Annotated in this window: 22 protein-coding genes and 1 tRNA gene; 6 read left to right on the forward strand and 17 right to left on the reverse strand. The window is 41.5% G+C overall.

The features are described from left to right. Positions 1–142: 142 nt before the first annotated feature. From rpoC to deoC, 11 genes are all read right to left on the reverse strand, one after another. Entirely contained in the window at positions 143–4318 is a 4176-nt protein-coding gene (gene rpoC / locus AC27JL_RS12555) for a DNA-directed RNA polymerase subunit beta' (RefSeq protein ID WP_006791259.1), read from the reverse strand. A gap of 104 nt (positions 4319–4422) precedes the next feature. Further along, positions 4423–8448, reverse strand: coding sequence for a DNA-directed RNA polymerase subunit beta (rpoB, locus tag AC27JL_RS12560; RefSeq protein WP_006791260.1), 4026 nt, complete (start codon positions 8446–8448; stop codon positions 4423–4425). Between the two features lie 270 nt (positions 8449–8718). Continuing rightward, a complete protein-coding gene (gene rplL, locus AC27JL_RS12565) occupies positions 8719–9081 on the reverse strand; it encodes a 50S ribosomal protein L7/L12 (RefSeq protein ID WP_006791261.1) in 363 nt (120 codons plus the stop codon). 73 nt (positions 9082–9154) lie between these two features. Then, entirely contained in the window at positions 9155–9649 is a 495-nt protein-coding gene (gene rplJ, locus AC27JL_RS12570; RefSeq protein ID WP_006791262.1) for a 50S ribosomal protein L10, read from the reverse strand. A gap of 320 nt (positions 9650–9969) precedes the next feature. Further along, positions 9970–10674: a 50S ribosomal protein L1 gene (gene rplA, locus AC27JL_RS12575; RefSeq protein ID WP_006791263.1), complete on the reverse strand. Its 705-nt coding sequence runs from the start codon at positions 10672–10674 to the stop codon at positions 9970–9972. Positions 10675–10677: 3 nt separating this feature from the next. Continuing rightward, positions 10678–11106 (reverse strand): 50S ribosomal protein L11, encoded by a 429-nt coding sequence (rplK, locus tag AC27JL_RS12580; protein ID WP_002958879.1) that lies wholly within the window; start codon positions 11104–11106, stop codon positions 10678–10680. A gap of 214 nt (positions 11107–11320) precedes the next feature. Beyond that, a complete protein-coding gene (gene nusG / locus AC27JL_RS12585; protein WP_006791264.1) occupies positions 11321–11878 on the reverse strand; it encodes a transcription termination/antitermination protein NusG in 558 nt (185 codons plus the stop codon). A 4-nt stretch (positions 11879–11882) separates the two neighbouring features. Continuing rightward, on the reverse strand, positions 11883–12260 hold the full coding sequence (gene secE, locus AC27JL_RS12590; protein WP_006791265.1) for a preprotein translocase subunit SecE: 378 nt from the start codon (positions 12258–12260) through the stop codon (positions 11883–11885). A gap of 132 nt (positions 12261–12392) precedes the next feature. After that, a tRNA-Trp gene (locus AC27JL_RS12595) sits at positions 12393–12469 on the reverse strand. A gap of 106 nt (positions 12470–12575) precedes the next feature. After that, a complete protein-coding gene (locus AC27JL_RS12600; RefSeq protein ID WP_010557707.1) occupies positions 12576–13424 on the reverse strand; it encodes an SPFH domain-containing protein in 849 nt (282 codons plus the stop codon). Positions 13425–13434: 10 nt separating this feature from the next. Continuing rightward, positions 13435–14175, reverse strand: coding sequence for a deoxyribose-phosphate aldolase (gene deoC / locus AC27JL_RS12605; RefSeq protein WP_487195750.1), 741 nt, complete (start codon positions 14173–14175; stop codon positions 13435–13437). A 277-nt stretch (positions 14176–14452) separates the two neighbouring features. Between deoC and cysG the strand changes: the two genes are divergently transcribed. From cysG to cysQ, 6 genes are read left to right on the forward strand one after another with little or no spacing between them, the layout of a single operon-like run. Further along, a complete protein-coding gene (gene cysG / locus AC27JL_RS12610) occupies positions 14453–15877 on the forward strand; it encodes a siroheme synthase CysG (protein WP_058430020.1) in 1425 nt (474 codons plus the stop codon). A 51-nt stretch (positions 15878–15928) separates the two neighbouring features. Next, a complete protein-coding gene (gene cysD / locus AC27JL_RS12615) occupies positions 15929–16828 on the forward strand; it encodes a sulfate adenylyltransferase subunit CysD (protein ID WP_006791269.1) in 900 nt (299 codons plus the stop codon). Next, positions 16828–18252 (forward strand): sulfate adenylyltransferase subunit CysN, encoded by a 1425-nt coding sequence (cysN, locus tag AC27JL_RS12620; protein WP_096801176.1) that lies wholly within the window; start codon positions 16828–16830, stop codon positions 18250–18252. The genes cysD and cysN overlap by 1 nt, the downstream gene beginning before the upstream one ends. A 31-nt stretch (positions 18253–18283) precedes the next feature. After that, on the forward strand, positions 18284–20008 hold the full coding sequence (locus tag AC27JL_RS12625; RefSeq protein WP_487195751.1) for an SLC13 family permease: 1725 nt from the start codon (positions 18284–18286) through the stop codon (positions 20006–20008). A 33-nt stretch (positions 20009–20041) separates the two neighbouring features. Then, positions 20042–20638 carry an adenylyl-sulfate kinase gene (gene cysC, locus AC27JL_RS12630; protein ID WP_008127182.1) on the forward strand — a complete coding sequence of 199 codons (597 nt, stop codon included), beginning with the start codon at positions 20042–20044 and terminating at the stop codon, positions 20636–20638. 5 nt (positions 20639–20643) lie between these two features. Then, entirely contained in the window at positions 20644–21414 is a 771-nt protein-coding gene (gene cysQ, locus AC27JL_RS12635) for a 3'(2'),5'-bisphosphate nucleotidase CysQ (protein WP_305400316.1), read from the forward strand. Positions 21415–21517: 103 nt separating this feature from the next. On the opposite strand, the gene AC27JL_RS12640 is transcribed toward cysQ, so the two are convergent. The 6 genes from AC27JL_RS12640 to AC27JL_RS12665 all read right to left on the reverse strand — a co-directional run bounded on the left by AC27JL_RS12640 (position 21518) and on the right by AC27JL_RS12665 (position 25639). Continuing rightward, positions 21518–21814 carry a hypothetical protein gene (locus AC27JL_RS12640; RefSeq protein ID WP_006791274.1) on the reverse strand — a complete coding sequence of 99 codons (297 nt, stop codon included), beginning with the start codon at positions 21812–21814 and terminating at the stop codon, positions 21518–21520. 46 nt (positions 21815–21860) lie between these two features. After that, positions 21861–22142: a hypothetical protein gene (locus AC27JL_RS12645; RefSeq protein WP_006791275.1), complete on the reverse strand. Its 282-nt coding sequence runs from the start codon at positions 22140–22142 to the stop codon at positions 21861–21863. A 779-nt stretch (positions 22143–22921) separates the two neighbouring features. Then, on the reverse strand, positions 22922–23719 hold the full coding sequence (locus tag AC27JL_RS12650) for an alpha/beta fold hydrolase (protein WP_006791277.1): 798 nt from the start codon (positions 23717–23719) through the stop codon (positions 22922–22924). A 169-nt stretch (positions 23720–23888) separates the two neighbouring features. Then, on the reverse strand, positions 23889–24251 hold the full coding sequence (locus AC27JL_RS12655) for a DUF7674 family protein (protein WP_487195752.1): 363 nt from the start codon (positions 24249–24251) through the stop codon (positions 23889–23891). Between the two features lie 105 nt (positions 24252–24356). Beyond that, on the reverse strand, positions 24357–24755 hold the full coding sequence (locus AC27JL_RS12660) for a hypothetical protein (RefSeq protein WP_008127096.1): 399 nt from the start codon (positions 24753–24755) through the stop codon (positions 24357–24359). A gap of 95 nt (positions 24756–24850) precedes the next feature. Then, the gene (locus AC27JL_RS12665; RefSeq protein ID WP_305472396.1) at positions 24851–25639 is read right to left on the reverse strand and encodes a trypsin-like serine protease; all 789 of its coding nucleotides are present in this window, start codon (positions 25637–25639) and stop codon (positions 24851–24853) included. Between the last annotated feature and the right edge of the window lie 220 nt (positions 25640–25859).

A 25859-nucleotide genomic window follows, 5' to 3' on the forward strand; every position in this document is an offset into this window, starting at 1 on the left:
CCTTTATTACCTGCCTACGATAAGCACACAAGTAAATGGGTGGCGGAATTTTAATGAGCAAAGTTTAACCTGTCAACCTAAACTAACCGTAAGACAGCACTTAACTGCCTTACGATCTCTTAATCTATTGATTAAGAACAGTTTATTGATTTCCAGACAAATCAGCATTTAGTGCATCAGTTAGTGCTTGAGTTGCCTCTTCAGCGCTTACTGTTTGCTCTTCTACTACTTCTTTGCTTTGTTTACGGCGAGCCATACGATCTTGATGATACGCAAAACCGGTACCGGCTGGGATCAAACGACCCACAATTACGTTTTCTTTCAGACCGCGAAGCTCATCGCTCTTACCATTCACTGCTGCATCTGTAAGAACACGTGTTGTTTCTTGGAAAGACGCTGCAGAGATGAAAGATTCTGTCGCTAATGATGCTTTAGTAATACCCATTAACTGGATTTCAAACTTCGCTGGGATCTTACCTTGTTTTTCAAGGTCACGGTTTGCGATATTAACGCGCGCCACTTCGATTTGTTCACCAGCTAAGAAGTCAGTATCACCACCGTGTAAAATGGTACATTTACGTAACATTTGACGGATAATTGTTTCAATGTGCTTGTCATTGATCTTAACGCCTTGCAAACGGTAAACCTCTTGCACTTCGTTAACAATGTAGTTAGCAACATGAGTCACACCACGTAGGCGTAAGATGTCATGTGGTGATTCAGGACCATCGGCGATTACTTCACCTTTAGACACTTGTTCACCTTCAAACACGTTAAGTTGACGCCACTTAGGAATCATTTCTTCGTAATGATCGCCTTCAGCTGGAGTAATAACTAAACGCTTCTTACCTTTAGTCTCTTTACCGAAGCTAATAGTACCGGTGATTTCAGCTAAGATAGCTGGATCTTTTGGCTTACGCGCTTCAAATAAGTCGGCTACGCGAGGTAGACCACCCGTGATATCACGAGTTTTAGAGCCTTCTTGCGGGATACGTGCTAACACGTCACCTGGGTTTGCAGTCGCACCGTCTGTTACTTCAATCGTTGTGAATGAAGGAAGACGTGTTTCTTGCAGACCACGCTCATCACTTTCGATGATAAGTTTAGGCTCTTTAGCATTCGCTTTAGCAAGGTCTTTAACTACGATACGAGTCAAACCAGTTAGTTCATCGGTTTGTGTCTCTGTATTCGAGTCATCGATATCGCTAAACGATACTTTTGATTTGTGCTCAAGAACGATTGGGTGACTATGCGGGTCCCAAGTAGCAACAATGTCGTTACCTTGAACTTCTGCATTGTCTTGAACTGTTAATACTGCACCATAAGGTACTTTATAACGCTCTTTTTCACGGCCATGACTATCGATGATAGTGATTTCCGTTGAACGTGACGTAATAACAATCTTACCGTCTGTATTTAATACATACTTAGCATTGTGAAGTTTTAATGTACCGTTAGTTTTAACTTGTACATTATTTTCAGCTGACGCTCGAGATGCCGCACCACCGATGTGGAATGTACGCATCGTAAGCTGTGTACCCGGCTCACCAATTGACTGTGCCGCGATAACACCTACTGATTCACCTGCGTTGATGATATGACCACGTGCAAGGTCACGACCATAACAGTTAGCACATACACCAAAGTCATTATCACATGTGATAACTGAGCGTACGCGTACTTCATCAACCGAGTGCTCTTCTAAAAGGTCACACAGTTTTTCATCAAGCATGATATTACGTTCTACAAGTACAGTATTAGTACCTGGAATAACAACATCTTCAGCTACAACACGACCTAGTACACGTTCGCGAAGCGCTTCTACAACATCACCACCTTCAATAAGCGGTTTCATTGTTAAGCCATCTTCTGTGCCACAGTCGTCTTCGTTGATTACCAAATCTTGTGCTACGTCTACTAGACGACGCGTTAAGTAACCCGAGTTCGCTGTTTTCAGTGCTGTATCGGCAAGACCTTTACGCGCACCGTGAGTTGAGATGAAGTACTGAAGTACGTTTAGACCTTCACGGAAGTTAGCCGTGATTGGTGTCTCGATGATTGAACCATCTGGACGTGCCATTAGACCACGCATACCTGCTAGCTGACGGATCTGAGCGGCACTACCACGAGCACCTGAGTCGGCCATCATAAACACTGAGTTAAATGACGGTTGCTCTACTTCTTCACCTTTCGCGTTGGTTACTGTGTCTTTCGACAAGTTAGCCATCATCTCACGTGATAAGTTTTCATTTACACGTGACCAGATATCGATAACTTTGTTGTACTTCTCACCAGCCGTTACAAGACCTGATTGGAATTGTTGGTTGATTTCAGTTACTTCAGCCTCTGCTGATTCAATGATCTGCGCTTTAACCGGTGGGATAACTAAGTCATCGATACCGATAGAAACACCAGACTTCATTGCGTAATGGAAACCGGTGTACATAACTTGGTCAGCAAACACAACGGTGTCTTTAAGGCCTAAGCGACGGTAACACTCGTTCAACAAGCTAGAAATCTGCTTCTTACCTAGTGGCTGGTTGATTGACTCAAACGGCATACCAGTTGGTAAAATTAGAGACAGAATTGCACGACCTACCGTTGTTTCGATAACCGTAGTAGTATCTTCTACTACACCGTGCTCGTTAGCAACTGACTGGCTAATACGTACTTTCACTATAGCGTGAAGGTCTGCATTACCGCTACGGTATGCTTTTTCTGCTTCTTTAGGATCTTTAAATATTGCGCCTTCGCCTTTTGCGTTGATGCAATCACGGGTCATGTAGTAAAGACCCAATACAACATCCTGTGAAGGAACGATGATTGGCTCACCATTCGCAGGAGATAGAATGTTGTTTGTTGACATCATCAATGCACGTGCTTCAAGCTGTGCTTCAATTGTTAACGGTACGTGTACCGCCATTTGGTCACCATCGAAATCGGCGTTGTAAGCCGCACATACTAATGGATGCAAATGAATCGCTTTACCTTCGATAAGCACAGGCTCAAACGCTTGGATACCCAAACGGTGAAGTGTTGGTGCACGGTTTAGTAGTACCGGATGTTCACGAATTACTTCGTCTAATACATCCCATACTTCCGCTACTTCACGCTCTACCATTTTCTTAGCAGCTTTGATTGTCGTAGCCATGCCGCGACGCTCTAGTTTGCCGTAGATAAACGGTTTGAATAGCTCAAGTGCCATCTTCTTAGGAAGACCACATTGGTGAAGCTTAAGTGTAGGACCTACTGTGATTACAGAACGGCCTGAGTAATCTACACGCTTACCAAGTAAGTTCTGACGGAAACGACCTTGCTTACCCTTGATCATATCAGCAAGAGATTTAAGCGGACGCTTGTTAGAACCTGTAATAGCACGACCACGACGACCGTTATCAAGTAGCGCATCTACCGCTTCTTGTAACATACGTTTTTCGTTTCGTACGATAATGTCTGGTGCAGCTAAATCTAATAGACGCTTAAGACGGTTATTACGGTTAATAACACGACGGTAAAGGTCATTTAGATCAGATGTCGCAAAACGACCACCGTCTAGTGGTACTAATGGACGTAAGTCAGGTGGCAATACTGGAAGTACTGTCATGATCATCCACTCAGGGTTATTACCTGATTGGTGGAATGATTCCATTAACTTAAGACGTTTAGTGATTTTTTTACGCTTAGTTTCAGAGTTAATTGTTGGTAACTCTTCACGCATCTCAGCAATTAATTGGCCAAGATCAAGTTCACGAAGCAAGTCTAAAACTGCTTCAGCACCCATCTTCGCTTCAAACTCATCACCGTGCTCTTCTAATGCATCTAGGTACTCTTCTTCACCTAGTAACTGACCACGCTCAAGCGTTGTCATACCTGGCTCAGTTACTACGAATGATTCGAAGTAAAGAACACGTTCAATATCACGAAGCGTCATATCTAGCATTAAGCCGATACGTGACGGTAATGATTTTAAAAACCATATATGTGCTACTGGGCTCGCAAGGTCAATATGACCCATACGATCACGACGCACTTTGGTCAGTGTAACTTCAACGCCACACTTCTCACAGATCACACCACGGTGTTTAAGGCGTTTATATTTACCACATAAACACTCATAATCTTTCACTGGGCCGAAAATACGGGCACAGAATAAGCCATCGCGCTCAGGCTTGAAAGTACGGTAGTTAATAGTCTCAGGTTTCTTTACTTCACCGTATGACCATGAACGAACCATGTCTGGTGAAGCAAGACCAATGCGAATTGCATCGAATTCTTCGGTCTTATTTTGTTGCTTCAGAAACTTAAGTAAGTCTTTCACCTTAGCTCTCCTGTCGGAGTTAATCTCGAGGACGGGTAATCTCGTCCCTACATTCTATTCAGCCGTAAAAGATGCTGCAGCGTCAACTGCAGCATCTAATTGGCTTAATTTTCTTCCAACTCGATGTTGATACCCAGTGAGCGGATTTCTTTCAACAATACGTTGAACGATTCTGGCATACCTGGTTCCATCTTGTGGTTACCATCAACGATGTTTTTATACATCTTAGTACGACCATTCACGTCATCCGATTTCACTGTTAGCATTTCTTGTAGAGTGTAAGCAGCACCGTAAGCTTCAAGTGCCCATACTTCCATCTCACCAAAACGCTGGCCACCGAACTGTGCTTTACCACCCAGCGGCTGCTGAGTAACAAGGCTGTAAGAACCAGTAGAACGTGCGTGCATCTTATCATCAACCAAGTGGTTAAGTTTAAGCATGTACATGTAACCAACAGTTACTTGACGTTCAAACTGATCGCCAGTACGGCCATCATAAAGTGTAACCTGACCACTTCTAGGGTATCCACCAAGCTCTAGCATGTCTTTGATTTCGTCTTCTTTAGCGCCATCAAATGCAGGAGTAGCGATTGGTAAACCACCTTTTAAGTTTTCAGCTAGGCGACGAATTTCGTCATCAGAGAAACTTGCAATGTCTACAACTTGGCGAGATTCACCAATTTCGTAAGCTTGCTTGATGAATTCACGTAGCTCATGAAGCTCACGTTGCTCTTTCATCATTTCTTCTAAACGTTCACCGATACCACGTGCAGCAAGACCCATATGTGTTTCAAGGATCTGACCGATGTTCATACGCGATGGTACACCTAGTGGATTTAGTACGATATCTACCGTACGACCTTTATCATCGTATGGCATATCTTCTACTGGTACGATAGTCGAGATAACACCTTTGTTACCGTGACGACCCGCCATTTTATCACCCGGTTGGATACGACGTTTAACAGCTAGGTATACTTTAACAATTTTAAGTACGCCTGGTGCTAAGTCATCACCTTGAGTAATTTTACGACGTTTGTTTTCAAACTTCTTATCGTATTCAGCTTTAAGTTCATCGTACTGTGCAGCTAGTTGCTCAAGTTCAGCTTGCTTATCTTCTTCAGCAAGGCTTTGAGTTAATAGTTTTTCAGCATTTAATGACACTAAGTTGTTTTCATCAAAGCCTGCAGCTACAAGTAGCTTACGAGCGCGTTCTAAAACGCCAGCTTCAAGAATACGGAACTCTTCGTTGAAGTCTTTCTTCGCTTCGCGAAGCTGCATGTCTTCAACTTCTAGCGCACGCTTATCTTTTTCAACACCATCACGGGTGAAAACTTGCACGTCAATTACGGTACCAGTTACAGAATTTGGTACACGTAAAGAGCTGTCTTTAACGTCAGATGCTTTTTCGCCGAAGATAGCACGCAGTAGCTTCTCTTCAGGTGTAAGCTGTGTTTCGCCTTTCGGAGTCACTTTACCTACTAGAATATCGCCGCCTTTAACTTCAGCACCAATATAAACAACGCCTGATTCATCAAGCTTGCCTAGTGCAGACTCACCCACGTTAGGGATATCTGCAGTGATCTCTTCTGGACCTAATTTAGTATCACGGGCAACACACTGTAGTTCTTGAATGTGGATAGTCGTTAAACGATCTTCTTCAACTACGCGCTCTGATAGTAAGATTGAATCCTCGAAGTTATAACCGTTCCATGGCATGAATGCCACGCGAAGGTTTTGACCAAGGGCTAAGTCACCTAAGTCAGTCGAAGGACCATCTGCTAACACGTCACCACGAGTAACCGGTTCACCAACCATGCACGTTGGTTTTTGGTTAATACATGTATTTTGGTTAGAACGTGTGTACTTGGTTAAGTTGTAGATGTCGATACCCGCTTCACCAGGGATGCGTTCTTCTTCATGTACGTTTACAACGATGCGACTTGCGTCGGCATACATTACTTCACCACCACGTTTTGCAACAATCGTTACACCAGAATCTTTCGCTAGTGTTAACTCAATACCTGTACCTACTAACGGCTTATCCGCTTTTAATGTTGGTACTGCTTGACGTTGCATGTTTGAACCCATCAATGCGCGGTTAGCATCATCGTGTTCTAGGAACGGGATAAGTGCTGCTGCTACAGAGATCACCTGTTGTGGTGATACATCCATATATTGCTGGTCCATGCGACCCATAAAGGTTGATTCACCTTTGTGACGACATGGAATAAGTTCATCTACAAACTCATTGGTTTCAGTTAAGTTTGAGTTCGCCTGTGCGATAACAAACTGACCTTCTTCAATGGCTGATAAGTAATCAACTTCATCAGTTACTACACCGTCTACCACTTTGCGGTAAGGTGTTTCTAAGAAACCGTAGTCATTTGTACGTGCGTACGTAGACAATGAGTTAATTAGACCGATGTTTGGACCCTCAGGAGTCTCGATTGGACATACGCGACCGTAGTGAGTTACGTGAACGTCACGTACTTCAAAGCCAGCGCGCTCACGTGTTAGACCGCCCGGACCTAATGCAGAAATACGACGCTTATGCGTTACTTCTGATAGCGGGTTATTTTGGTCCATAAACTGTGATAACTGAGACGAGCCGAAGAACTCTTTAACCGCTGCCGAAATAGGCTTAGCGTTAATAAGATCTTGTGGCATTATCGCGTCAAGGTCACCTAAGCTTAAACGCTCACGTACAGCACGTTCTACACGTACTAGACCAACACGGAATTGGTTCTCAGCCATTTCGCCAACACTACGTATACGACGGTTGCCTAAGTGGTCGATATCATCAACATCGCCTTGACCGTTACGAATAGCAATTAATACTTTCATAACAGACACGATGTCTTCTTTGCTTAATGTGCCAGGGCCTGTGTCAGAATCGTAACCAACACGGCTATTAAACTTCATACGACCAACAGTTGATAGATCGTAACGTTCTTCAGAGAAGAACAAGTTTTGGAATAAGGCTTCAGCCGCGTCTTTCGTCGGTGGCTCGCCTGGGCGCATCATGCGATAAATTTCTACTAGTGCTTCTAAACGGTTGCTTGAAGAGTCAATGTTCAATGTATTTGACATGTAAGCACCGCTGTCCACTTCATTGATGTACAACGTATCAATGGTAGTGTGACCGGCTTTAACTAATTCAGCCATAAGCTCAAGAGTTAATTCATCATTCGCATTTGCAATAACTTCACCCGTTGATTCATCAACGTAGTTTTTAGAAATAATACGGCCAATGATGTACTCATGAGGTACTTCTAACTGAGTAATGCCTTTTTTCTCGATACTCTTGATGTGACGAGCCGTAACACGACGCCCGCTTTCAACAAGTACTTCACCGTCTTCGCCTTTGATATCAAAAGCGGCAGTTTCACCACGTAAACGTGAAGGTACAAGTTCCATTAGAACTTTACCGTCAGCTACTTCAAACGCAGTAGTATCGAAGAAGATATCTAGGATTTCTTCACTAGAGTACTCAAGTGCACGTAAGATGATAGACGCCGGTAATTTACGACGGCGGTCAATACGTACATATAAGTTATCTTTTGCATCAAATTCGAAGTCTAACCATGAACCACGGTAAGGAATAACGCGTGCGTTATATAATACTTTACCTGATGAATGAGTTTTACCGCGGTCGTTATCAAAGAATACACCAGGGCTACGGTGTAGCTGAGAAACGATAACACGCTCTGTACCATTGATTACAAAGGTACCGGTATCGGTCATGAGCGGAATTTCGCCCATGTAAACTTCTTGCTCTTTAATGTCTTTAACTGTGCCTGGAGCTTCTTTGTCCATAACAACAAGACGCAGTTTCACGCGAAGTGGAGCAGAATAAGTCACACCGCGAATTTGACATTCTTTTACATCGAAAACTGGCTCACCAATACGGTAACTTACGTATTGAAGCTCAGAATTTCCCGAGTAGCTTTTTATAGGGAACACAGAACGGAAGGCAGCTTCCAAACCATGATCGCCATCAGCGTCCGGCACTAAGAATTTTTTAAACGATTCTAACTGTGTAGACAGTAAAAAAGGTATATCCAAAACTTGTGGACGTTTACCAAAATCCTTACGGATACGTTTCTTTTCAGAATAAGAGTAAGCCATGGGGTTCCTCAGCTTGCTGATCTTTGACCCGACCTGTTCTTGTAAGAACAGACTTAACTGGCAGCTATGCCAAGATTTACAACATTTTATTGTTGTTCTAATTAAATCCCTTTTCAACACTAGCAAACTATAAAGCGTTGAAAGTAAAGAAATAATTAGATTTTATTTGCGCTATAAGAGTGCATCACTCCATAGCGCAAAAAGGCCGGTGATTAAATAATCACCAGCCCTTGCCTGATTTCTCAGGCAGCGAACTTAGCGTAAGCTAAATTACTTAACCTCAACTTCAGCACCAGCTTCAGTAAGATCTTTTGCAAGTGCTTCAGCTTCTTCTTTAGATACACCTTCTTTAACAGGTGTAGGAGCAGCTTCAACAAGAGCTTTAGCTTCTTTAAGGCCAAGGCCTGTAGCGCTACGAACAGCTTTGATCGCAGCAACCTTGTTAGCGCCAGCGCCAGTAAGGATTACGTCAAATTCTGTTTTCTCTTCAGCAGCTTCAGCAGCTGGACCAGCTACCATTGCAGCTGCAGCAGTTACGCCGAATTTTTCTTCCATTGCTTCAACAAGAGCAACAACGTCCATTACTGACATTTCAGCAATTGCGTCAAGGATTTGGTCTTTAGATACAGACATTACAAATTTCCTAATAATTAACGGACTCTAGGTCCAAATAAATTTTACACCGAAAGGATTAAACAACTTAAAATTAAGCAGCTTGCTCTTCTTTCTGTACACGTACTGCTTCAATTGTTTTACACAATTTGCCAGCAGACGCTTCTTTCATAGCACTCATTAAGCGTGCAACAGCTTCGTCGTATGTAGGTAGAGTTGCAAGCATAGCTGCATCTACTACGTTACCTTCAAAAGCGGCCGTTTTAACTTCGAATTTCTCATTCTTTTTCGCGAAATCTGAAAAGATACGCGCAGCAGCACCTGGGTGCTCTGATGAGAAAGCGATTAAGCTTGGACCAACAAATGAATCAGAAAGACACTCAAAATCTGTTCCTTCAAGAGCACGTTTTGCTAAAGTGTTACGAACAACTTTCATCCATACACCAGCTTCACGAGCTTCTTTACGAAGGGCAGTGATTGCGCCAACTGTTACACCACGAGAATCTGCAACAACTGCAGATAGAGCACCATTGGCTGCTTCGTTGACTTCAGCAACTATTGCTTTTTTGCCTTGAAGATTTAAAGCCATGGGTGTTACTCCTGGTTTAATGGGGTTACCGACAATCGGTTTCCCCTGTTCTACTCTTCCCTACCAAAAAGGTAGAGATGCTTTTTACGGCGAGAGCCAGAAGGATTAGGAAAAATCTATCTGGGGTCTACACCGTCTACGTAGGTAAAATTAAGGCCTAAGCCGCCTACGGTCTTGGACGGAAGCCCAATTTATCGCTTTGCCAGAGGCGCACCGAAATTATGGACTTCAACCCGAATTCTTTATTTTGCTAATTAATAAATTAATCAACAAAATGGCGCGAAATTATAGTACAAATTTCGTGCCATGTAAACACTAAATTAAGCAACTACTGTGTTTAAAGTAGCTTGGTCAACAGAAACACCTGCGCCCATTGTTGTAGAGATAGTTACTTTTTTCAAGTAAACACCTTTAGCTTGAGAAGGTTTAGCCTTCTTAAGTGCAACAATTAGAGCTTCAAGGTTTTGTTGAAGTTGCTCAGCTGTGAAATCAACCTTACCAATAGTAGTATGGATGATGCCGTTTTTGTCATTGCGGTAACGCACTTGACCAGCTTTAGCATTTTTAACTGCTTCTGCAACGTTAGGTGTTACAGTACCAGTTTTAGGGTTTGGCATTAGACCACGTGGACCTAAGATTTGACCTAGTTGACCAACAACACGCATAGCGTCTGGAGATGCAACAACAACGTCAAAATCCATCTCGCCTTTTTTAACTAGCTCAGCAAGATCTTCCATACCTACTAATTCAGCACCGGCTTCTTTCGCAGCTTCTGCGTTAGCGCCTTGTGTGAATACTGCAACGCGAACGTCACGACCAGTACCGTTAGGTAGTACAGTTGCACCACGAACGTTTTGGTCAGATTTACGAGCATCGATACCAAGGTTAACAGCAACGTCAACACTTTCTACGAATTTAGCTGTCGCTAACTCTTTTAAAAGAGCAACTGCTTCATTGATTTCGTAATCTTTAGTTACTTCCACTTTTTCGCGGATAGTACGCATACGTTTAGTTAATTTAGCCATTTCTTAGTCCTCTACGTTCAAGCCCATCGCACGCGCAGAACCTGCGATAGTGCGAACCGCTGCGTCCATATCGGCAGCTGTAAGGTCAGTTCGTTTTGTCTCAACAATCTCTTCAAGTTGAGCACGAGTTACTGTGCCTACTTTGTCAGTGTTAGGACGGCCTGAGCCTGACTTGATACCAGCAGCTTTCTTAAGTAAGTAAGCAGCAGGTGGCGTTTTCATGTCGAACGTAAATGAACGGTCACCGTAAACAGAGATCACTACAGGAACTGGAGCGCCTTTTTCGATAGACTCTGTACGTGCGTTAAACGCTTTACAGAATTCCATGATGTTTACACCGTGTTGACCTAGTGCAGGACCTACTGGAGGACTAGGATTAGCCATACCAGCGGCAACTTGTAGCTTGATTAGAGCTTCAACTTTTTTAGCCATTATAAATACCTCATTTGGTGGGTCTTAGCCTTGTGCGCGCGAGGACGCGTACTCTAACGGCTTCCCAGTTTAAAAATTGGTTTCGTGCTTTTTGTACTGTAAAAATAAATTTTTACCTTTATACAAAAAGGCCGCTGATTATAAGATAATCAGCGGCCTTTTTCAAGCTTCGTGCCAAAATTTAAAATTTCAGCAGTGAAGCTTTTTTAATCAATTACTTATCTTGTTCAACTTGACCAAATTCAAGTTCAACTGGCGTAGAACGACCAAAAATAAGTACAGATACTTTAACGCGGCTTTTTTCGTAGTCAACTTCTTCAACTACACCACTGAAGTCTGCAAATGGACCGTCAGTTACGCGTACCACTTCACCTGGTTCGAATAATGTAGCAGGCTTAGGTGCTTCAGCATTTTCTTGTAAACGGTTAAGAATACGATCAGCTTCTTTAGAGCTAATTGGCGCTGGACGGTCAGATGTACCGCCAATGAAGCCCATTACACGCTCTGTGCTATTTACTAAGTGCCAGCTAGCGTCATTCATATCCATTTGTACTAGTACGTAGCCTGGAAAGAATTTACGCTCAGATTTACGCTTTTGACCTGCGCGCATCTCAACCACTTCTTCAGTTGGTACTAATATTTCACCAAAGCTCTCTTCAAGACCTTCGATTTTAATGTGTTCAGTTAACGTTTGAGCTACACGCTTTTCATAACCAGAAAATGCTTGTACTACGTACCAACGTAATTTAATTTCTTTGTTCTCATCCGACATGGGATCAGATCTCCAATCCAGTTAAAAAGCCAACAGCGCGGAATAAAATGCCATCTAATCCCCAAAGGATAAGTGCCATAATCACGGTTGCAACCATTACAATTAATGTCGTGTGGGTAGTTTCTTGACGCGTAGGCCAAATAACTTTGCGTACTTCAATTCGCGCTTCTTTAGCGAAAGCAAGAAAGGTACGTCCCTTAAAAGTTTGTGAGGCAATGGCTAATCCGGCCGCTATTGCAACAACAACGCCGATAGCACGTAGTAATACAGACTGATCTGCATACATATGGTTACCAACAACTGCGCCTGCAAGTAGCGCGATTGCTACTAACCACTTCACTGACTCCATCCCGCTTGATGGTGTTTCTACATTCGTGCTCATAATATTATTACCTTAACTACAGACACAACAACCCTACACGCCGGCAGGGTTAATCCATTAAAATCTAAACTTAAAAACAGACTTATTTAAACCGATTTTTAACCCCAGACTTACTCATATTAATGAGTAAATTGGCAGGGGCGGAGAGATTCGAACTCCCAACCGTCGGTTTTGGAGACCGCTGTTCTACCAATTGGAACTACGCCCCTGCAAAGTGGATGCCTATTATACTTACGCAAATCATTTACACAAGCCTAAAAGATACCCGTAATGCAAAATCTCTATAAACAATTAAGTACTTAATATTAAAAAGGCTTAATTCGCCCCTTTAACAAGTGGCACGCCATTATTACCCACAGGAATGTAAACCGTTGTATGGTTTGGCGACTCGGCCATTTTTATTTGCGCATTTATGGCTTCATGTTGTAAATAATTAGCTGTAAGCGTGGCGTTAATAATTTTTTGTGCCTGCGCTATACCTTTTGCTTCTTCAACACGTATTTCTGCATCTTTACGCGCTATTTCTTTTTGTGTTTCTTTTTCAGCAAGTAACTGCTGCGCAGCTAGTTTTTTCTCTACCGCATTAGCAACAATATCGGGGTAGTTAATATTACCTACAACTACATTGGCAAGCTTAAAGGGGGTGGTTGATAAATAATTTTGTAAACGCAGTGTGACCTCTTGGGCTATTTTTTCGCGGTTTGTTTTAAGTTCACCACTGTCGTATTTCTGCACAGTATCTCTTACGTAAGTTCTGAACGTTTCACGCACAAAACGTTTGTACCAGTTCTCTGCTCCGTATTGTTCAACAACGGTTTGCACTGAACCACTTTGAATCGCAATCACGGCATGAAAATCAAATTTTATGTTTAAATCATCATTAGCTAATATTCTAAATGTTTCGGTATACGTATTAGGCCGCATATCTATGTTTACCACTTCATTACGCAGTAATGACATACCATAATTAGCAGGCCCTATCATGGTGCCTTGGTAACCACCTTCACCAAATACTCGTGGTTTTTCGTAAACATAGCCCTCTTCACCTGCTGGCGTACTTGGGTTAGTGCACGCGGTTAATCCAAACCCAATTACACCAACAACAAAGGCACCTTTAACTAAATTATTAACCAAACTTTGCATCCCTGAATTTCTTGCTCTCATTATTTGTCCTTTATTTCTCTAATACTTTATATACATCGCTTAATAGGCTTGAAGCACCAAACCTAAATGTGGTGGCTTGTAGGTAGTCATCGCTCATTATTGAACGGGCTAGTGCTAAATATTCACTGGCATCAGCCACCGTTTTAACACCGCCAGCGGCTTTAAAACCAACACGTTTACCTGAATTTTTAATGGTTGTTAACATTACCTTAGTTGACTCAATCGTCGCATTTATAGCGACTTTGCCTGTACTCGTTTTTACAAAATCAGCGCCGCCTTTAATAGCCAGTTCGGTCGCTTGAGCAATCAACGTCTCTGTTTTTAGCTCGCCGCTTTCTATAATTACTTTTAGCTGAGCTTTAGTGCCGCACGCTTTTTTACTTTCACTTACGTACTTAAGCGTGGCTTGTGTGTCCCCTGCCGTTAATTTTTTATAAGGAATAACAAGGTCGATTTCATCTACACCACGTTCAATAGCTATGAGAGTTTCGTTAATTACATCGTTTAACGGGGCGTCACCCGTTGGAAAGTTAGTCACCGTTGCTACTTTAATGTGGCTAAGCTCTCGTGCAGCAAGCGCTATTTTTGCATCGTCTACAAAATCGCTAAACACACACACCGCAGCTGGCGTGCCTAGTGCAGGCCTAATACTATTGATCAGAGCTTGAATGTCTTTTGTAGTGTCGCTTGTGTTTAAGCTAGTTAAATCCATAAGCTCTACTGCGAGTAATGCGTCTTGTTGTTTTGTCATACGGACTCCCTTGCCCTGCTTGGGTAAAATTAATATGCCTCATATTAACAAATTAAAAAAAACTCGCTATAGCTCATAACCAAACACTCTAAGCTTATTATTTTACTTGTAACTAGTCGCAATCCCTTGTTAACTCAGTCTTAGGCTTAAAACCGCTACCCAATATAACTTTTGGTTATATCAACTTGGTTTTAATTATTTTTTACTTACACATAGCCGCTATATTCTGCGCAACAGATTAAAGCGTTTTATAAAATTGTTTAGGGGTGTTACCAACGTGCAATATTTACCTATCTTTACCAAACTCGACAACAAACCTGTATTGGTTGTTGGCGGTGGAGAGGTCGCATTACGCAAGTGTCGCGCGTTTTTAAAAGCCCGTGCTGCAGTAACCTTAGTGGCACCTTGGTTTTGTGACGAATTAAAAGAACACGCACAACACAACGAAGTTACCCTAATAGACGCTTACTTTGACGAGTCACATCTAGACGGAAAAATGCTAGTTATTGCAGCAACCGATCGAGACGAAGTTAACAACACGGTATTTGAGCTTGCCAATGCTCGCAATGTGTTTGTAAACGTGGTTGATGACCAACCTAAATGTACGTTTATATTTCCTTCTATTGTTGACCGTAACCCTATTACAATTGCTATTTCGAGTGCGGGAACAGCCCCTGTACTTGCTCGTCGTCTACGTGAAAAGTTAGAGACATTAATACCACAACACATTGGCCCACTTGCTACATTGGTGGGTGGCTTTAGAGATAAAGTAAAACAGCGCTTTAAGCACTTTTCTGACCGCCGCCAATTTTGGGAAGGCGTGTTCGACTCATCAGTTGTAAGTAAAGTACAAACCGGCGACACCCAAGGTGCTGAGCAACAACTTGAACAAATGCTAGACGCTAAAGCCGAGCCCGAGGGCGAAGTTTATGTGGTAGGGGCAGGTCCTGGCGACCCAGAACTTTTAACACTTAAAGCACTGCAACTGATGCAACAAGCTGATGTCGTTGTTTACGACTTTTTAGTATCTGACGAAATTATGGAGCTTGTTCGTCGTGATGCAGACCTAATTTGTGTTGGTAAACGCTTAGGCGACCATAGTGTTGTTCAAGAAGATACTAACCAAATGTTGGTTGACCTAGCTAAACAAGGTAAAAAAGTATGCCGAATTAAAGGAGGAGACCCCTTTATTTATGGCCGCGGCGGTGAAGAAGTACAAGTACTAGCTGCCAACAAGGTGAATTACCAAATAGTACCGGGTATTACAGCTGCAGCAGGGTGTAGTGCGTATGCAGGTATTCCGCTTACGCATCGCGATCATGCCCAAGCTATTCAGTTTGTAACAGGGCACTGTAAAAAAGACGGCCAAGAACTTGATTGGCAATCACTGGCTAAACCTAACCAAACACTTGCTATATACATGGGCGTAATTAAGTCACCGCACATTCAAGCAGAACTATTACAGCATGGCCGTAAAGCCGACACACCAGTTGCCGTGATCGAAAATGGCACGCGCAAAAATCAACGTGTAGTAACAGGCCAATTAGGCGAGCTTGCCGATTTAATTGAACGCAACAGCATTGTATCGCCAGCATTACTTATTATTGGTGAAGTAGCTGCCCTACACTCGCAGCTTGCGTGGTTTGGGCAAAACAACCAAACAAGTAGCTATGCGCAACCGTTAACCGATATAGCAAATTAGTAACCAAATTTAATTTTATAACTTTTAATCATTTTAGTAGGACGACTAACAATGGCTTTAACTCATCTTCAGCAACTTGAAGCTGAAAGTATCAAAATCATGCGCGAAGTCGCCGCTGAGTTTGAGAACCCAGTAATGCTTTACTCAATTGGTAAAGACTCGTCGGTACTTCTGCACTTAGCGCGTAAAGCGTTTTACCCTGCAAAAATTCCGTTTCCGTTATTACACGTAGACACCGACTGGAAGTTTCGTGAAATGATTGAATTTCGCGACCGCATAGCAAAAGAGTACGACTTTGACCTACTGGTACACAAAAACCCAGAAGGCTTAGCAATGGGCGTTGGCCCCTTTACTCATGGCTCGGGTAAGCATACCGACATAATGAAAACTCAAGGGTTAAAGCAAGCTCTTAACAAATACGGTTTTGATGCAGCCTTTGGTGGCGCCCGCCGTGACGAAGAAAAATCACGTGCAAAAGAACGTGTGTACTCGTTCCGCGACAAGCACCATCGTTGGGATCCAAAAAACCAACGTCCAGAGCTTTGGAACACTTATAACAGTCAAGTAAACCCCGGCGAAAGCATTCGTGTATTCCCGTTATCTAACTGGACTGAGCTTGATATTTGGCAATACATTTATCAAGAAAACATCGAAATGGTTCCGCTTTACCTAGCTAAAGAGCGCCCTGTAGTTGAACGTGACGGCACACTTATCATGGTTGATGACGAACGTATGCCACTTGAAGAAGGCGAAGTACCACAAATGAAATCGGTCCGTTTTCGTACATTAGGCTGTTACCCACTAACCGGCGCCGTTGAATCTACAGCCAGTACACTAACCGAAATTATTGAAGAAATGCTGCTATCTACATCATCAGAACGCGAAGGCCGCGTTATTGACCATGACTCAGCAGGCTCAATGGAGAAGAAAAAACGTGAGGGGTATTTCTAATGTCTAGCCAAAATAACGATACGTTTAACGAAGTAAAAGAAATAGGCATAGACGCCTACCTAGCACGTCAACAAGACAAAAGCTTATTGCGCATGCTTACCTGTGGCAGTGTAGACGATGGTAAATCAACACTGATTGGCCGCCTATTACACGACAGCCACCAAATTTATGAAGATCAGCTAGCAGCCCTTCACAAAGACAACGAAAAAGTAGGTAACGCAGGCGAAGATCTTGACCTTGCATTATTAGTAGATGGCCTACAAGCTGAACGCGAACAAGGTATTACCATTGACGTAGCGTACCGATACTTTTCAACGGCTAAGCGTAAATTTATTATTGCCGACACTCCAGGCCACGAGCAATATACACGCAACATGGTAACGGGTGCATCAACAAGCGATGTCGCCATTATTTTGGTTGATGCGCGTTACGGCGTGCAAGTACAAACCAAGCGCCATAGCTTTATTTGTGACTCGCTAGGTATTAAACAGTTTGTTGTAGCCATTAATAAAATGGATATCGTTGATTTTGACGAAACCGTTTATGAAAAAATCAAAGCCGATTACCTTAAATTTGCTGAGCAACTAAATGTAACAAACATCAAGTTTGTGCCTATGTCGGCGCTTAAAGGCGATAACGTAGTAACGCGCTCTGCACATACACCGTATTACACCGACAAACCACTGCTTGAGCTTTTAGAAGACTCGCCAGCAGCTGAAACCGATACCGGTTTTGAAGCACGTTTACCCGTGCAATATGTAATACGCCCTAACTTAAACTTTCGTGGTTTTCAGGGCACATTAGCATCGGGCAAGCTACAAGTAGGCGACGCTGTAAAAGTATTACCGTCGGGTAAAACATCAAGCATTAAAGAAATTGTCACTTTTAATGGCAACCTAGACACAGCAGAAGCAGGCCAAGCAATTACTATTACGCTAAACAGTGAAATAGACATTAGCCGCGGCGACGTGATCGTACCGGCAAGTTCAACTGCCGCTGTTACTAATCAGCTTCAGGCTAAAATTGTATGGATGCACGAATCGCCATTAGTGCTAGGTAAAAACTACAACCTAAAACTGGGCAGCAAAAACACATCGGCTGTGGTTAAAAAGATTGACCACACTATTGATGTAAACACGCTTGAACACGGCTCTGCCGATTCATTACAGCTAAACGAAATTGCTATTGTAACGCTTGAGCTAACCGAAACTATTTTGGCCGACGAGTACCACAATAACCACGAAACAGGCTCTTTCATTCTAATTGACCGTTTATCTAACTTAACGGTAGCAGCCGGTATGATTGAACACGTACTACAAAGCGAGAAAAGCAAAAGCGATTTCAGTGAGTTTGAAGTTGAGTTTAATAGCTTAGTACGCAAGCACTTCCCGCATTGGCAAGCGCTTGATATTTCGAAACTGTAAGTTTATTAATGTCTGTTAGGAATAATAAAGCATGGTAGAGCAGCTAGTTTTAACAGGCATAATGCTTACCTTAGTCGGGTGCCTTTTTGGCACCCGCATTAATCCAGCATGGTTATTTGTAAGCGCTATTAGCACCAGCTATTTAGCCGGGCTAATTGACCTTGAAAACATGCTAGTTAACTACGCCAATCCGTCACTTATTACCTTAGTGCTCCTCGTATTAGTGTCGATTGCAATCGAAAAAACCACGTTAATTCAAAAGCTATCCATGTCGTTATCTAAAGGTAGCTTAGTTAAGTCGGTAACAAAGCTGGGGATTTCTACTGCATTTTTATCGTCATTTACCAATAATACGGCGGTGGTTGCCTCACTCATTACCGCAATAAAAGATAACCCAAACCATTCACCCTCAAAGCTATTATTACCGCTGTCGTACACTGCTATTTTAGGTGGCACCATTACACTCATAGGTACTTCAACAAACCTCATTGTTAACGGCTTTGCGGTAGATGCAGGTATGCAGCCACTGGGCTTTTTCGACTTTACCTTAGTGGGTTTAGGCGCGCTTAGCGTTGGCCTTATTACTATTTTGGTAATGCTTAAATACTTGCCTGACAACGGCAAAAGCGATCAAGAAGTTGTTCCTTTTTACCTTGAAGGTAAAGTACAAACAGGCTCAAAATTAATAGGTCGCACAGTAGAAGAAAACGGCCTACGCGATTTAAAAGACTTGTTCCTAGCTGAAATAATTCGTAATAACGAACGCATATGCGCAGTAACGCCTCAGCAAATTATTCAACAAAACGACATTTTATTATTTGTAGGCGACATTAAATCAGTCCCCCTATTAACCCGCTTTGATGGTTTAAAAGTAGTACACGATAACCACGAAAAAGACATAGAACACTTGGTTGAAGTGGTCGTAAGTCAGTCGTCTAAATTTATAGGCAAAACAGTAAAAGAAATACGCTTTCGCGAGCAGTTTCACGCTGCTGTTATTGCTATTCGCCGTGGGCACGACCGCCTTCAAGGCGGCCTTGGCCAAGTACAATTACAAGCAGGCGATTCACTCATTTTGGCACCCGGCAAAAACTTTTACAGCCTACCTAATTTAAAGCGTGAGTTTGTATATATTTCAGGCCTTGATTTACAAACCCACCTTGCGCCCAAACAATCTAATATTGTATTACTCAGCTTTGCGGGTGTATTGGGTTTAAGTATTTTTGGGGTAGTGCCGTTAGTAAAAGGCTTATTGGTATTACTTATTGGCTTAATGCTCAGCGGCACCATAAAGCTAAACGAAATAAAACGCCGATTTCCGCTTGAGTTACTTGTTGTAGTAGGTAGCGCTATTGGGCTTGCAAAATTAATGATAGGCACGGGACTTGCTGGGCAAATATCGAGTGCGCTATTTATGGTACTTGGCGACTTTGGTCCTTACGGCGCATTTATAGCCATATTTTTAATGACCGTATTATTTACCGAACTTATTACAAATAATGCGGCAGCGGCACTTTCATTTCCGGTTGCTTACTCATTGGCTGTTGGCTTTAATGTAGACCCGCTCCCTTTTATTATGGCGGTTGCTTTTGGCGCATCGGCAAGTTTTATTTCACCATTTGGGTATCAAACAAATTTAATGGTGTATAGCGCGGGTAATTATCGCTTAAAAGATTACATTGTTATGGGCTTGCCCCTTTCTATTATTTATTCAATCACGGTATTAACCCTGATCCCGCTGGTATTTCCTTTTTAATACTGGCGCAAACAGCATAAGAGACACATCACTATGGATGAAAATATAGTTTGGCATAACTACGCAACCACTAAAGCACAACGTAGCGAGCAAAAAAAACATAAGCCAGCTATTTTATGGTTTACCGGTTTTTCAGGCTCGGGTAAAAGCACCGTAGCCAACGCACTCGAAGCGGCGCTTAATCAGCAAGGCGTACACACTTACCTGCTCGATGGCGACAACGTACGCCACGGTTTATGTAAAGACCTAGGCTTTAGCGATGAAGACCGCATAGAAAACATTCGCCGTGTAGGCGAAACCGCAAAACTAATGACCGACGCAGGCTTGTTAGTACTTACTGCGTTTATATCGCCTTTTAGAGCTGAACGTGACATGGTGCGCAATTTAGTAGACGACGGAGAGTTTATTGAAGTATTTATAGATACTCCGCTTGATGTATGCGAAAGCCGCGATCCAAAAGGGCTATACAAAAAAGCACGCGCAGGAGAGATAAAACACTTTACTGGCATCGACTCAAACTACGAAGTACCCACAAAGCCTGAAATAATTTTAGATACAAGTAAAAACACCCTAGACCAATCGGTTGCCCAACTGATAACGTATCTAAAACAAACGCATATAATAGGTTAACCCCAATGAACCAAACCGAACTGCTAGAAGAAACCCTCATCCTTGCCCGCACCGCAGGCAAAGCCATTATGGGGATTTACGAAAAGGACTTTAACGTTGAATACAAAGCCGATGAAAGCCCAGTAACCGACGCCGACTTAGCAGCTCATAAGGTCATTGTAGCGGGGCTACTTCAGCTTACGCCCGACATCCCCATCCTTAGTGAAGAAAACGCCGACATAAGCTGGGCTATTCGCCAAACGTGGAAAAGCTACTGGTTAGTCGATCCAATCGACGGTACCAAAGAGTTCATTAAAAAGAACGGCGAATTTACCGTAAACATTGCCCTAATAGAAAACGGAAAACCGGTACTCGCGGTTGTTGATGCCCCTGCACTTGGCGTATCGTACCTAGCAAGCGACGCCATTGGCGCGTTTAAAGACATGGGCGATGAGCGCATAGAACTTAAAGTAACCACTAAGCCTAACAAAGGGTTAATACGAGTTGTAGGCAGCCGCTCGCACCCATCACCCGATTTAGCCGAATTTGTAAAACGCTTTGATGACGTAGAAATGGTCTCAAAAGGCAGCTCACTAAAGTTATGCTTAGTTGCCGAAGGCAGCGCCGATATTTACCCGCGCTTAGGCCCAACCTGTGAATGGGATACCGGCGCAGGCCATGCAATCGCCGAAATAGCCGGTGCAAAAGTCACTAAGCTTGATGGCAGCCCGCTTATTTATAACACCAAAGATGAGTACTTAAATCCGTATTTTATTGTAAGTGCGATAGAAGAATAAAAGTTAAGAGCTATCAGTTGTCAGCAAGATAAGTGATAGCTTTTACTATAAGAGTTACTCAGGGAGCATAAAGTAAAATACTTAGTAACGCTTAAGTTATTTGTTATGTAAAAGCTAACTTAATAAGCGCACTAAAGCATAGCAAAGTTATCAACAAACCAAGCGATAAAATAACCTTTTCCTTCAGGGTTTGCTCAGGCTTTTGGGCAAATACAAAAACAGTTCGGTAAAGTGTACTAGGCACTATTAAAACCAAGCCAATAAACGCAGGGAACATACACAATATGAAGCTATATGCAAAACCTGAATTTTCCATTTGGCCGAACATAGCGCTAAACCCAAACCAAATAATAGCAACTGCAAAAAACGCAACGCCTACTGAAATTGATAAAATTGCCATATATTGATCTCCCAAACATAAAGGCTATGGGTAAATATATTTTTTTTTAAGAAATAAAGAAAGTAAAATAGCTACACGCACCGATAGCTATAATCAGCATAAAAAGCCGCTTTACTAAATTACCTTCAGTAGGAGGTATTTCCTCACCGGTATATGGTGCATAAAGACTCCTTTTTAAAATAAATGCATATATATATCTATAACAAAAAGAAAATACAAACACGCAGAACAACAGCTTTTTTAATGACTCAAAACCTATAAAAAAAGCGGCTCCAAACACAAACCATATTATGCCGAAAAATATAACAATCACCTTCTTTTTATCCATGCGAACTCTCTTTACTGCCTTTGTTTTTATTTAAGTTCTGTACTTATAAACTTTAAATGCGTTTTAGTTAACTGATTTGGCGCTATTGTAGCCGGTGAAAATATAAGTAACGTTTTAGTCTTTATTAAATTGCAGTCTTAACGCTGGAATTCGTAGTCGGTAACCCTAACTTTTTGGCTATCGCCGCAAATTGAGCTTTTGTGTATGGCCCATAAACAAACTCATTGTGCTCAGCAAACTTGTTATCTTTGGTTTTATCAATATAGTAAAAAGCACAAATTTTATGCGGACAAGCATAAACCGAAATATATTGTTCGTTAGACTTAATATTTATTGGTTCATTGAGTCGCCCAATATATGTGCCCTGACCAAGGCTATAACCTAACCTTTTGGTACCGTCGATGTAATACACTTTATAAGGTTGCTCCTCCCAAACTGGAGAACACCCATTGAGAAGTAATAATATTAAAACTAAACATGTTCTCACACATTTCCCTGCATTCTTGTAACTTGCTCAAATTACACCCTTATAGTTAACATGAGTGCGTTCTTATTTTTGGAACATCTATTAGTAACAAACTGTGTAAGTGATTGCCAATTATAAAATTATATTTAATCTAGGTATTTTACTATGTGTAAAAGGGTGTGGCGTGAAACAAGGCAGTGCTTTTAACTTAAGGAGAGAGACAAAAGAATGACCGCTTCCAATCAACAAGTAATGGTTGTTATAAGTTTTTGAGGCTTGCCATTAATTGAACGCTTTTTAAAAGCGATATCCCTTAACGATTTTGCTGGGCGATAAACGCAAGCGAGTGCTGGTTGAATAAGTCTGGGCGTTCCACATTACAAACATGGCCGCAATGGTGAATAGTTTGCAGTACGCTATTTTTATGGCGTTTAACCATTTCTTTAACAGGACCAAGGAACATATGATCTTCTTTACCCATAATGTAAAGGATGGGAATATCGATGTCTTTTTCTTTGAAATACTGCATTAAGGGGTTTACATCCATGGCTAATTTAAACCATTTTATAAACTCCTTTTGGCACAAACGTTTTGCTTCACGAACAAACAAAAGCCGAGATTCTTTATGGCGCTTTTTGGGCATCATAATAAAAGCAAATAAACGGTATAGCCACATATACGGCAAGAAGTGCTTAAAGGTATTACCTAAATAAACCAAAGTATTACTGCGAGTATTAAAGCGAGTTACCGCGCCACCTAGCACCATGCTAGAAACATATTGCGGCGCAATTTCTGCAATATTGCGAATGAGTATTGTGCCCAATGAAATACCAACAAAGTGTGCGCTGGTGATATTGTTATGGTCTAACACATCAATAATATCTTTAGAGACGTTATTAAACGAATAATTATTATCGACAAAATTTTGTACTAAGTTATTTGATTTACCGTGACCACGAAGATCGAGCAACAATACATTGTATTCTTTTTTATAAGCTTTGAGCTGACGAAACCAAATTGCCGAACTTCCCCCAGCGCCATGGACAAATACAACCCATGTTTGACTGGTTTCGTGCGGAAAAATAGTATGAAAAAGAATGTCTGTGCTCATTGCTGTTAGCGGCCTATTTACTTCATTTGGCATATTCAATTGTAAGAAGTATAACGGAGTTTAATAAAAATCTCTCATCAAGTTCACAACAATAGCGCCTACTTAACAACTTTTCGGAACAGGTTTTAATTTTTAAATAAAAACAAATAAGAACAACCTTTACCAATACTCAACGTATTTGAGGCGCTCGCCCATGAAAATTTAAGTACAGCTTTTTTAGTTTATCGGGAACAAGTGGCCAACCCATTTCAATTCCAATGGGAGTCGCTTTCCAAAACAAGTGCTCAACATAATAGGTATCTATGTATTCAAACTCGGCAGGGCTTGCAGTCTCTAGTTTTAGATTCATATATGACAAATACTTTAGGGCGTCGGCGTTTTTATTTTCGTTGAATGCAAACGTTGTTAAATTCGCAAACTCCTCCATACGAAAAGCGAATTCACATTCTTCGTGTTTATCCATTAGCGGTATGACATCTGGAAACTTAGATTGTATATCCTCAATAAATTGTCTTATTTCTTGGTCTGCCATATATTTCCTGTTAATACGTAGTCATTCACATACCGATGTAAAATGTAAGCTAGATAAGGTTTCAGGTACTTATATTAAAGCCACAGAAAGCCTTTCAATTTTGCTTTACTTGCCCTTGTTCAATGCATATATTGCCATTAATAGTGTCTTAGATTGAATAGAATTTTCTAGCTCTTCAGTTTCATCTAGACTAGAGGCAGTAGAAATATAACCTTTAAAAATAACATTATCACCCACCTCAACTACCTCTTTACCTTGAGCTTTTACAAAACTCGTTACCCAAATATTGTTGATAGATGGAGTTTTTAAATCCAACAAGTACAAGTTATTGTTGTTTACTGTAATATGTTCTAATACTGTTCCCCCTAAAGCTGTTGCCTCTCCTTCATATTTTGCGTTTAACTCCCCATTATGAAATGGATTCTCATTAGCTTGATTTGCATACTTTCCAGCAAATGCTTGAATAGGTGTTAAAAACAATAAAATTAATAAATACTTTATCATCGGTTTATTCCTTAGTTGGGGTGTTTCTTGTTATGGGTTATAGATGTAAGTCATAGAGAGAGGCACAACCTTATTATTTATTATTTTTTGGTTTGTTAGCGGCCCACAACATCTGTAATCCAATTGTAGTAACTAGATATTCTAGTTTGATAAGCAGTTGTACCATATAAACCGCCTTTAAATGCCGAAATATCTCCAGTTGCAAATTGCCAACTAGACAATCCCACTAGGGAGGGCTCACCGCTTTGATAAATGATAGAGGCGCCCCCGCTATCTCCAGAACCATGCATCCCTTCTAGAGGGAGCGCGTTGTGCGGTGAGTCAAATTTGAATGTCAGCCATTTGCCATTTGCGCTTTCTACAACATTTTGAAATTTATTTGGCTGATATAAATATTTAGTATCTAAATTTTCACCTGATAATCCATTTCCCATAGCACCTTTACCGAATACAGTTATGACTTTGCCTTTTTCGTCAGATTTTGAATAAATTGAAATTGGCTTAATGTCTAAAACAGGGCTGGATAGTTTTATTAAAGCAATATCACTGCTTGATTCCAAAACTTGCATAAGCGGCGCTAAGTCGCCACTAAGTATATTGTTGCTAGGTTTTACATATTCCGGATGGATATATACTTTTTCAATTTCATATTGTTTCGAACCGACGTTTAGCTTAGACCCTGCATAGTCGTGAAAGATAGTATGCGCTACTGTGACTACCCATTTTTCAGCAATAAGGACTCCATGGCCTTCCTGTGGCATATCGACAATATATTCTGGTATTTTTTCAACACGATAACTGTCTATTGGAACATCATGTCTCATGACCACTGCATAGGAACCGATGCAGTAAAAGGCTAATGCTATAAAAATGAAAAGTTTCATATCACTCCACAGTATAAATTGAGTAGATAACATTTTAACAAAAGAACACTTTCACCATTTTTGTATGAAAACATCCTTATTTTATGAACACCTATTAATAACAAACCGTGTAAGTGTTTGCCAATTATAAATATTATATTTTAGCGAGTTACTTTACCGTGTAGAGAATAGTAAAACGTGTCATTACTACATTTTTAAGCACCTTGTGCTGGCTTTGTTT

It is taken from the genome of Pseudoalteromonas sp. 4NS20-0020 (assembly GCF_057554385.1).

Excerpts from the sequence above, each read along its gene's own strand:
- rpoB (WP_006791260.1), bottom strand. The coding sequence starts at position 8,448 with ATGGCTTACTCTTATTCTGAAAAGAAACGTATCCGTAAGGATTTTGGT.
- rplL (WP_006791261.1), bottom strand. The coding sequence starts at position 9,081 with ATGTCTGTATCTAAAGACCAAATCCTTGACGCAATTGCTGAAATGTCA.
- rplJ (WP_006791262.1), bottom strand. The coding sequence starts at position 9,649 with ATGGCTTTAAATCTTCAAGGCAAAAAAGCAATAGTTGCTGAAGTCAAC.
- rplA (WP_006791263.1), bottom strand. The coding sequence starts at position 10,674 with ATGGCTAAATTAACTAAACGTATGCGTACTATCCGCGAAAAAGTGGAA.
- rplK (WP_002958879.1), bottom strand. The coding sequence starts at position 11,106 with ATGGCTAAAAAAGTTGAAGCTCTAATCAAGCTACAAGTTGCCGCTGGT.
- nusG (WP_006791264.1), bottom strand. The coding sequence starts at position 11,878 with ATGTCGGATGAGAACAAAGAAATTAAATTACGTTGGTACGTAGTACAA.
- secE (WP_006791265.1), bottom strand. The coding sequence starts at position 12,260 with ATGAGCACGAATGTAGAAACACCATCAAGCGGGATGGAGTCAGTGAAG.
- AC27JL_RS12600 (WP_010557707.1), bottom strand. The coding sequence starts at position 13,424 with ATGAGAGCAAGAAATTCAGGGATGCAAAGTTTGGTTAATAATTTAGTT.
- deoC (WP_487195750.1), bottom strand. The coding sequence starts at position 14,175 with ATGACAAAACAACAAGACGCATTACTCGCAGTAGAGCTTATGGATTTA.
- cysD (WP_006791269.1), top strand. The coding sequence starts at position 15,929 with ATGGCTTTAACTCATCTTCAGCAACTTGAAGCTGAAAGTATCAAAATC.
- cysN (WP_096801176.1), top strand. The coding sequence starts at position 16,828 with ATGTCTAGCCAAAATAACGATACGTTTAACGAAGTAAAAGAAATAGGC.
- AC27JL_RS12625 (WP_487195751.1), top strand. The coding sequence starts at position 18,284 with ATGGTAGAGCAGCTAGTTTTAACAGGCATAATGCTTACCTTAGTCGGG.
- cysC (WP_008127182.1), top strand. The coding sequence starts at position 20,042 with ATGGATGAAAATATAGTTTGGCATAACTACGCAACCACTAAAGCACAA.
- cysQ (WP_305400316.1), top strand. The coding sequence starts at position 20,644 with ATGAACCAAACCGAACTGCTAGAAGAAACCCTCATCCTTGCCCGCACC.
- AC27JL_RS12640 (WP_006791274.1), bottom strand. The coding sequence starts at position 21,814 with ATGGCAATTTTATCAATTTCAGTAGGCGTTGCGTTTTTTGCAGTTGCT.
- AC27JL_RS12645 (WP_006791275.1), bottom strand. The coding sequence starts at position 22,142 with ATGGATAAAAAGAAGGTGATTGTTATATTTTTCGGCATAATATGGTTT.
- AC27JL_RS12650 (WP_006791277.1), bottom strand. The coding sequence starts at position 23,719 with ATGAGCACAGACATTCTTTTTCATACTATTTTTCCGCACGAAACCAGT.
- AC27JL_RS12655 (WP_487195752.1), bottom strand. The coding sequence starts at position 24,251 with ATGGCAGACCAAGAAATAAGACAATTTATTGAGGATATACAATCTAAG.
- AC27JL_RS12660 (WP_008127096.1), bottom strand. The coding sequence starts at position 24,755 with ATGATAAAGTATTTATTAATTTTATTGTTTTTAACACCTATTCAAGCA.
- AC27JL_RS12665 (WP_305472396.1), bottom strand. The coding sequence starts at position 25,639 with ATGAAACTTTTCATTTTTATAGCATTAGCCTTTTACTGCATCGGTTCC.